The following is a 6,131-nucleotide window of genomic DNA, read 5'->3' as shown; positions in this document are numbered from 1 at the left end:
ATTTCCCAATTTAGTAAGACCCCTTGAAGACGACGAGGTTGATAGGTTCGGGGTGGAAGCGCAGCAATGCGTGCAGCTGACGAATACTAATCGGTCGAGGGCTTATCCTAAACAACACGCTAAAGTTTCAGACTTTATCTTTCGCATCCAGTTTTCAATGTGCAACACACATTGATTGGTTTTAAACGTGATCATGGCCCGTTGGTCAAGTGGTTAAGACACCTCCCTTTCACGGAGGTAACAGGGGTTCGAGTCCCCTACGGGTCACCATACCATTTTCGGAGGCTTAGCTCAGCTGGGAGAGCATCTGCCTTACAAGCAGAGGGTCGGGGGTTCGATCCCCTCAGCCTCCACCATTATGATTTTGAATACGGAGCTGTGGTGTAGAGGCCTAACATGCCTGCCTGTCACGCAGGAGACCGCGAGTTCGAATCTCGTCAGCTCCGCCATTCTTTCATTCTGTGCCGTTGTAGCTCAATTGGTAGAGCAACTGACTTGTAATCAGTAGGTTGGGGGTTCAAGTCCTCTCGACGGCACCATCTTTTTTCAAAAAAATATGCGGTCGTGGCGGAATTGGCAGACGCGCTAGATTCAGGTTCTAGTGGTGTAACAGCCGTGGAGGTTCGAGTCCTCTCGACCGCACCATATTTTTTTGCGGACGTGGCTCAGTGGTAGAGCATCGCCTTGCCAAGGCGAGGGTCGCGAGTTCGAATCTCGTCGTCCGCTCCATTTTTGTTTCGGGACGTAGCTCAGCTTGGTAGAGCACCTGGTTTGGGACCAGGGGGTCGCATGTTCAAATCGTGTCGTCCCGACCATTATAAGTTTTACAGCATGTCTGAACTTGCTCGGTAATTGGAGCGCAAGAGCAGGCTTTTTTTATTTGCCCGATAATAGATCAGCGCGACAGCTGTTACATATGAAAGAAGCTTGCAATTCCACATCAAGAGTGGCTCTGCAAGCTTCTTTTTTTATAGGAATAAATGTGTTTAAAGCAGTAGGCTAGTTAACCGCAGCAATCGGGTTTCTGATGACTTTAACTTCGTAGAAGGTAATTGTATTGGAAATAATATAGTCCGGTGTTCCACCGCGACGAGAATGAGCTTCACGGAAAGCGTCGCTGCGAGTCCAAGCTTGGAAATCATCTTTCGTATTCCAGCGTGTTACAATGGATACTTCCTCATAATCTTTCGTTTTCTCTGTCAGCAAAACCTCAAGGCCAAGGAAACCCTCTGCTTTCTCTACATCGCCAACGCGATCGAAGCGTTCAATCAGCTTGTGAGCATTGCCTTTTGTAATATGGGATGCATTCGTTACAATAATCATTTTGGTGTCCTCCTGATTTTTTCTTGGATTCGGGATAATAAGGGGATAACCTTCATCAAATTTGATACGGGCATCCATGTTATACACATCTTTTAAAAACTCTGAAGTTAGTACGGTTTGGGGTTCCCCTGTCATGGCAATTAATCCGCGTTTCATAGCAATCATATGGTCACAGTATGCAGCTGCTTGCTGGAGGTCATGTAAAACCATAACAATTGTAATCTGATGATCCCGATTAATCTGCTGCAGCATCTCCATTACATCGAATTGATGGGCAATATCGAGATAAGTAGTAGGCTCGTCGAGCAGAAGAATATTCGTTTTTTGCGCCAAAGCCATTGCGATTCGGGCTTTTTGCTGTTCACCTCCAGATAAAGTGTAAAACATTTGATGCTGGTAACGCTTAGTGCCGGTAATCTTTAGGGCCCAATCGATGATGTCATTGTCTTCATTTGTCATTTTGTTTTTGAACATAGGCTTATGAGGTGAACGCCCAAAGGAAACGAGTTCACGTACCGTCAGGTCGGGAATCATTTCTTTGGATTGCGTAAGCATAGCGATATCTTTGGCAAAATCTTTGGATTTGTAGGTTTTAAGCGGCTTCTGATTAATAAATACTTCGCCTTTGTCTGGCGTAAGCAGCTTGGTAATGACCTTCAGCATTGTCGATTTGCCTGATCCATTAGGACCAACGATGGCTGTGATTTTTCCAGAAGGAATAATCATATTGGCATCTTCCATTTCGAAAGCGCCGACGGATAAGCCTACATTTTCAATATGAATAGCAGCATTCATCGTATTGCCCCCTTTTTACGTAATAGATAAAGAAAGAATGGTGCTCCCAGACAGGCAAGAAGGATGCCTACAGGAAGCTCAATCGGATCAAACCAGGTACGTGCGAATGTATCTGCTAAAACGACTAAAGATGCTCCACCGACTATAGAAAGCGGAAGGAGAAAGCGGTAGTCGTCTCCGATAATTAAACGAACGGCATGTGGGACGACGAGTCCAACAAAACCAATTAGCCCCGCGACGCTGACGGCAGCTCCGGCTAACAATGCAGCCAAAATAATGAGCAGGAAGCGCTGGATTTGAACTTTTTGGCCAAGCAGTTGGGCGGAGTCATCGCCTAGCAGCAGCACATTGGCTGGCTTAATCGCCAGAAAGCAGAGCAGCAAACCGACAATGGCATAAGGTGCCATAAAGGAGAGATGGCTCCAGCTTCTTCCGTTCAGCCCACCAGCAAGCCAAGGTAGAACCGATTGTACGCGGTCGCTATAGACGACCATAAGTCCGTTTGTTACAGCGCCGAGCAGCGCATTAATGGCTACGCCTGCGAGTACGATTTTGATAGGCGATGTCCCTTTGTCCCATGCGCTCAAATAGATCAGCAGGCAAGTAATGCTTGCACCTAAAAAGGCAGCTATTGGCAGCATATAGCCAAGCTGCGGAAGAACGACCATTGTGATGACAGCTGCAAGGCCTCCGCCAGCGGAAACCCCGATAATGCCGGGATCCGCCAGCGGATTGCGCATTACCCCTTGCAACAGAGCGCCTGATGCAGCTAGGCAAGCACCTACCAGCAAACCAATAATAACGCGCGGCATTCTTAAATTCATAATAATGGTTTCGTAACGGGGATCGGCATCGGAGGTGAGAACCTGGCCAATCTCTTTTAAAGTAATAGGAACAGACCCGTAAACGAGACCGAAATAAGTAACAAGTAGCAAAATAATAGGCGCAATTAGGATAGACCATTTGCGCCGGCGGCTTCGCTGAGTTTTATTCATGGCTGCTTCTTCGCTCCATCTAGCATTTCAATCATAAGGGTGAGCGCATCTGTTACACGCGTCCCCGGGTTTGTGCCGAACAGGTCGGCAGGCAGCACTTCGATGGCATTATTTTTTACAGCATCAAGTCCATTCCAGGCAGCATTGCTTTGCATTTCCTTTAGGAAGGCATCTTTTACCTGATCCGGGTTGCCATGTGTCATAATCATGACAACTTGTGGATTAGACTGAACAATTCTTTCTGAATTGAGCTGAGCATATTGTGGATAGCTTTGAAGCGCTTCATAATCCGAGGCGATATTTTCTCCGCCAGCCATCTCCAAAATGTTGCCGCTGAGAGAGTTGGGCAGTGCGGCCATAAAGGTGCCCGGAGCGCCGTATACTAATAAAGCCCGCGTCTTATTCGTGCTGGCATTTGCTGCAATTTGGCTGAGCTTGCCATCGATTTCGGCAATAAGCTCTTCAGCCCGCGACTGTTTTTGCAGAAGCTGGCCTAACAGCGCAATTTGTTTTTTAATATCGTCTATAGAATTGGCAGAGGAGAGCACCATCTTGGCCCCAATGCTTTCGATAGTCGGTATATCCTTCGTATTCATAGGATTGTTGCCGAGAACGACATCCGCTTTCAAAAAGGCGATTTTCTCCAGATCGACCTCATGGGTAGATCCGATTTGTTCCACGGCCTCTGCTTCTTCGTTGGCTAATGGAACGGAGGAGGTAGGACGGCCGACGAGTGTTCCCCCTAGGGCATAAACAATATCGGCTTCACCATTGCTTAACGCTACAATATGCGAAGGGACAGCAGCAAATGTTAGTTGCCTTCCTGCAAAATCGGTTATGGCCACCGCATTTTGTTTCCCAGCATGACTTGCAACCCCTTGTGAGGCGGCTGAATTAACATTTTGTGAGCAACCTGGTGCGGCTAAGAGAAGCAGGGCCAGCATCACAGGGTATACAATTTTCATATAATCCTCCCAATCCGATATGATAATGATTATTATTATTATTAAAATAATGATATTGTAAATGATAATCAATGTCAATAAGAAATAAACAATATATAGAAAAAAATAATATTGGAGAAAGAAAATTTTAAATGTATATTTTTAAACAATAAATATTGATTTTACTCATAAAAATGAAATTAATATTATTTTTATGGTGATATAAAAATCATATCTTAAGCTTTAAAATCATTAAAAGAAAAATAAAACAAAAAAATATAGAAATAAGTGATTGACAAAATTAATACAGTTACGTTAATATCAAGTTGTCGGGCAGCTGATAAACAGTTTGCTAGGCATCCTGAGAGCTGTGAAGAGTATGATGAGCAGACTTAGGGGAGGGAAAGAAAAGGTATTTTTTTTAACACTCAATTGATAATGATAATCATTAACTTGATTGTTGTCTACCTTTTCTAAACTATTTTTTCCATACGACAGGAGAGGAGGAGAAAGACTTCATTCGTAAACTCCCAATATCAGCATTCTTAATTATTTGTTTTATGATTTTTCTTACAGCACCGGCAGCCTATGCGCAGAGCATGACAGACGGTACATATACGATTGATTATGTCATCAAGAAAGCTGAAGATGAATCAGCATCTATGGCAAATGATTATTGGGAAAAGCCTGCCAAGGTTATCGTTGAAAACGGAAAAATAACAGTGCAGCTGCAAATTAATCATAGTGCTTGGGTAACAGAGTTTAAAGTCCCTGGCGGTGGAGGATATGTGAACACGAAGATTATCAGCAGCAGTAAGGCTAATGATACGCGGGTTGTACAGTTCAGCGTAGATGATTTGTCCCAAACGATGCTGTCTAAAATTCATGTCACGGTTCCCGATATTGATTATGATCACGACTACACTATACGATTCGATTTTGATACGAATAGCCTGAAGCTTGTAAGCAAGGCAGAAACTCCTGCAAAAGTGGAGACCACTCCCAAACCTGCAGAGTCTGCAGCAACAAAGCCGACAGCCACGCCAACTCCTAAGGCGACTGCTTCCCCGAAAGCTACCAAGGCGCCTACAATGGATGGAAATTCTGCGGAAGCAACAGCTACGCCGAAAGCTTCGGCTCAAGCAACGCCAACTGTTGCCGATGAAAAAGGTGGAGCTGACAGCGTAACGGAAAGCGCTATCCCATCATCGGCAGTGCCTCAGGAGACCGTCGCAAGCGCATCTCCTGAAGCAGTAGAGAAACCGGAAGCACCAGCTGATGAAGCAACTCCTGCAGTTGAAGCAACCGTTTCACCAGAGGCAGCTGCGAAGGCGGTTTTGGAAGCGGGAACAGACGAGTCTGTTGACACTTCCAGTGTATCTGAAACCGAAGGGACGGCTGAGGATGCAGGCAAGGCCAACGAAAATGATTCTGTAGAAGCCGCAGCAGAGGTAGAACCGCTTCAAGAGCGTTCTAATAATTGGGTAACACCAGTGACTGTTGTTGGTATCGTTGTTTTAGTAGGAGCTATTATGTATTTTTATCGGAAGAACAAAGCCAAAAACTAATAATAGGGAGTGTTTATAATTATGATTAAATCGTTCAAAAAAATGATGCCTTTGATGCTGTTGGTTATGGCTGTTGCACTAGTTGTTCAAGTAGGTTCTGCTTTTGCGGCAACTTCGCTAAACTTTACTGTGCTGAAACCAGATGGCACAGTTTCTTATGCTAATGCATATGCAAATAGCCCTGCAAGCCTTGCATCGGATAATAAAACAGTTACATTGTCTTTCTCTGGCGGCAGCTACATCAACTCGCTGAGCATTTCCAATGATGGTGGCGCTACTTACACTCTCGTTCCTGCAACTACTCTTTCAAACGATGACAAACAATTTACTTTCGTAGTAAATGACCTTACTGCTCAAACAGTTGCTAAAATCCATGTTACAGTGCCACCATTCCCTGGTTACCCAGATGGCTACAACACAGTTCATGACATTAAATTCAGCTGGGATCTGTAAGACCATTCGCACAAATTAAACACAGATAGAGTACAAAGAACGGTCTGATTTAT

Annotated in this window: 5 protein-coding genes, 7 tRNA genes and 1 rRNA gene; 10 read left to right on the top strand and 3 right to left on the bottom strand. The window is 44.7% G+C overall.

The window, feature by feature from the left end:
* The 8 genes from AC50X8_RS22585 to AC50X8_RS22550 all read left to right on the top strand — a co-directional run.
* Nucleotides 1-110, top strand: a 23S ribosomal RNA gene (locus AC50X8_RS22585); the annotation flags it as partial.
* Nucleotides 111-195: 85 nt separating this feature from the next.
* Nucleotides 196-270, top strand: a tRNA-Glu gene (locus AC50X8_RS22580).
* Between the two features lie 10 nt (nt 271-280).
* Nucleotides 281-356: transfer RNA gene (locus tag AC50X8_RS22575), tRNA-Val, on the top strand.
* A 16-nt stretch (nt 357-372) separates the two neighbouring features.
* Nucleotides 373-449 (top strand) — tRNA-Asp (locus AC50X8_RS22570).
* Between the two features lie 14 nt (nt 450-463).
* Nucleotides 464-539: transfer RNA gene (locus AC50X8_RS22565), tRNA-Thr, on the top strand.
* Between the two features lie 19 nt (nt 540-558).
* Nucleotides 559-645 (top strand) — tRNA-Leu (locus AC50X8_RS22560).
* 9 nt (nt 646-654) lie between these two features.
* Nucleotides 655-729, top strand: a tRNA-Gly gene (locus AC50X8_RS22555).
* Nucleotides 730-738: 9 nt separating this feature from the next.
* Nucleotides 739-815: transfer RNA gene (locus AC50X8_RS22550), tRNA-Pro, on the top strand.
* Nucleotides 816-999: 184 nt separating this feature from the next.
* Here AC50X8_RS22550 and isdG read toward each other — a convergent pair.
* Genes isdG through AC50X8_RS22535 form a run of 3 tightly spaced genes read right to left on the bottom strand, consistent with a single transcriptional unit; the run spans nt 1,000 to nt 4,078 of the window.
* A complete protein-coding gene (gene isdG, locus AC50X8_RS22545; protein ID WP_494881611.1) occupies nt 1,000-2,118 on the bottom strand; it encodes a heme oxygenase in 1,119 nt (372 codons plus the stop codon).
* Nucleotides 2,115-3,113, bottom strand: a complete 999-nt coding sequence (locus AC50X8_RS22540) for a FecCD family ABC transporter permease (protein WP_056037262.1) — start codon at nt 3,111-3,113, stop codon at nt 2,115-2,117. Before AC50X8_RS22540 ends, isdG begins: the two co-directional genes overlap by 4 nt.
* Complete coding sequence (locus AC50X8_RS22535) at nt 3,110-4,078, bottom strand: ABC transporter substrate-binding protein (protein ID WP_494881609.1); 969 nt, start codon at nt 4,076-4,078, stop codon at nt 3,110-3,112. Before AC50X8_RS22535 ends, AC50X8_RS22540 begins: the two co-directional genes overlap by 4 nt.
* 497 nt (nt 4,079-4,575) lie before the next feature.
* Here AC50X8_RS22535 and isdC point away from each other — a divergent pair, with 497 nt between their 5' ends.
* Both isdC and AC50X8_RS22525 read left to right on the top strand, forming a co-directional pair.
* Nucleotides 4,576-5,625 (top strand): heme uptake protein IsdC, encoded by a 1,050-nt coding sequence (isdC, locus tag AC50X8_RS22530; RefSeq protein WP_494881615.1) that lies wholly within the window; start codon nt 4,576-4,578, stop codon nt 5,623-5,625.
* 21 nt (nt 5,626-5,646) lie between these two features.
* Nucleotides 5,647-6,078: an NEAT domain-containing protein gene (locus tag AC50X8_RS22525; protein ID WP_494881607.1), complete on the top strand. Its 432-nt coding sequence runs from the start codon at nt 5,647-5,649 to the stop codon at nt 6,076-6,078.
* Nucleotides 6,079-6,131 lie beyond the last annotated feature (53 nt).

It is taken from the genome of Paenibacillus sp. JT22N15 (assembly GCF_059383755.1).
Note: the sequence above shows the minus strand (reverse complement) of the source record. Positions and strands in the feature narration are given on the sequence as shown.